Raw genomic sequence first — 1,562 nt, 5'->3', positions numbered from 1 at the left:
TAGGTTGGTGTTTGGTGTGGTAACCTCACTATTTCCTAAAATTCAGGGGGTGGCAATTTTTTTGCTCAAAAAGCCCTCTATCAAGGTATTTTATAGCCTATTTAATATAAAAGTTTTGACAATACGTGGGCGACCAAGGGGGTAAAAGCATGATTTCTATAGGGATGAGTTTAATAATGGTTGGCCAGGGGATCTGCCCCGTAATAGCTAACATGGATTTTGTTAACCACTCAGATTTTTGAAGTCCACCATTTTTGATAATAAATGATTTTGCCCTCTGCAGAACATCCGAATCCTTTGGTAAGTAACCAGAATAAAGTAGTGCAAAATAACATTCGATTGTATTAGATAAGTTACCAAATCTTTCATCATAATAAAGTTTCCATGAGCCGTTATTCTCTTGCTTTTTACATATCTCATGCACCAGTCGTTTTATAAGCGCCTCCTCTGATTGGATGTCCAATGACCGTAACAATATGATCATATAGGCATTTGTCATTAAACTACCTTCAAAACAAAACTTCCACGAACCATCTCTTTTCTGCTTATCTCTCAGGCTTGCGATTAAATGATCTTTCGTCTTCATTATTTTTTCACTTCTCATTAGCACCACACCTCTGTTCGAGATTGTCAGTTAAAAATATGAAGCTAGATAAGAAAACATACGATTTGAATGGAAAGAACTTTTTAGACATAGTGACAAGCGGTATTCGAGTATACTTTATAAACTGGGTAAAAAGAGGTGGGAATTATGGCTAACCAGCCGAAACAAGTATTTACTCACATGAAAACGTACCAACCCTACCATAGTCCATTTGATCCTTGTCGTCCGATTGGGGTTAAGTTTTACTCAACGCCTCCAAATCTATATGTAGGATTTCAACCCCCTAATCTTCAGCAATTTTCACCAAAAGAAGCGCTATTAAAAGGCACCCTTTGGCCTATTTTTTACGATTATTATGAAAACCCTTATGAAGCAAAAAGGGGGCAGGAGAAGTGAAGCAGTTGCCTGAAAGATACTACCAATTAATGGAGGAAATTCAAGCCGCCGACTTTGTTCTAGTAGAACTCACGTTATACCTTGATACTCATCAAACCGATCAACAAGCGATGCAGCAATTTAATCAATTCGCACAATACAGTAAACAGCTTAAACAACAGTTTGAAGCAGAGTTCGGTCCACTACTTCAATATGGAAATAGTTATACTGATGCAAATTGGAGTTGGGGAACATCTCCTTGGCCGTGGCAGGTGTAGAAAGGGAGGATAAACATGTGGATTTACGAAAAGAAACTGCAATATCCGGTAAAAGTAACAACCTGTAATCCAACCTTAGCAAAATTCTTGATCGAACAATATGGTGGAGCAGATGGGGAATTGGCTGCTGCGTTAAGATACTTAAACCAAAGATATACCATTCCAGATAAAGTGGTTGCTCATAAGCCCCAAAATGAACTTGGACAATAAGAGTAATATTTATTATACTGCTTAATGTACCAAGGAGGCTGACATCATGAAACGAATAAAACATTCTAAAGAATTTAAATTACAAGTCATCAAGG

General features: G+C 37.5%; 3 protein-coding genes and 1 pseudogene. 3 read left to right on the top strand and 1 reads right to left on the bottom strand.

The annotated features are described in order from the left end of the window. Window positions 1-97: 97 nt before the first annotated feature. On the bottom strand, window positions 98-586 hold the full coding sequence (locus tag ACFFHF_RS11905) for a hypothetical protein (RefSeq protein WP_377058229.1): 489 nt from the start codon (window positions 584-586) through the stop codon (window positions 98-100). A 165-nt stretch (window positions 587-751) separates the two neighbouring features. Between ACFFHF_RS11905 and ACFFHF_RS11900 the strand changes: the two genes are divergently transcribed. From ACFFHF_RS11900 to cotJC, 3 genes and pseudogenes are all read left to right on the top strand, one after another. Beyond that, complete coding sequence (locus ACFFHF_RS11900; RefSeq protein ID WP_340903369.1) at window positions 752-1,000, top strand: spore coat associated protein CotJA; 249 nt, start codon at window positions 752-754, stop codon at window positions 998-1,000. Beyond that, window positions 997-1,257: a spore coat protein CotJB gene (locus tag ACFFHF_RS11895; RefSeq protein ID WP_340903371.1), complete on the top strand. Its 261-nt coding sequence runs from the start codon at window positions 997-999 to the stop codon at window positions 1,255-1,257. Before ACFFHF_RS11900 ends, ACFFHF_RS11895 begins: the two co-directional genes overlap by 4 nt. A gap of 15 nt (window positions 1,258-1,272) precedes the next feature. Next, window positions 1,273-1,434: pseudogene (cotJC, locus tag ACFFHF_RS11890) on the top strand (spore coat protein CotJC); the annotation flags it as partial. Between the last annotated feature and the right edge of the window lie 128 nt (window positions 1,435-1,562).

It is taken from the genome of Robertmurraya beringensis (assembly GCF_042433785.1).
GTDB lineage: Bacteria > Bacillota > Bacilli > Bacillales > Cytobacillaceae > Robertmurraya_A > Robertmurraya_A beringensis.
The sequence above is the reverse complement of the archived record's forward strand: the minus strand, read 5'-3'. Positions and strand labels throughout refer to the sequence as shown.

What these genes read in the sequence shown, in the direction of transcription:
- ACFFHF_RS11905 (WP_377058229.1), bottom strand. Translation starts at nt 586, where the DNA reads ATGAAGACGAAAGATCATTTAATCGCAAGCCTGAGAGATAAGCAGAAA.
- ACFFHF_RS11900 (WP_340903369.1), top strand. Translation starts at nt 752, where the DNA reads ATGGCTAACCAGCCGAAACAAGTATTTACTCACATGAAAACGTACCAA.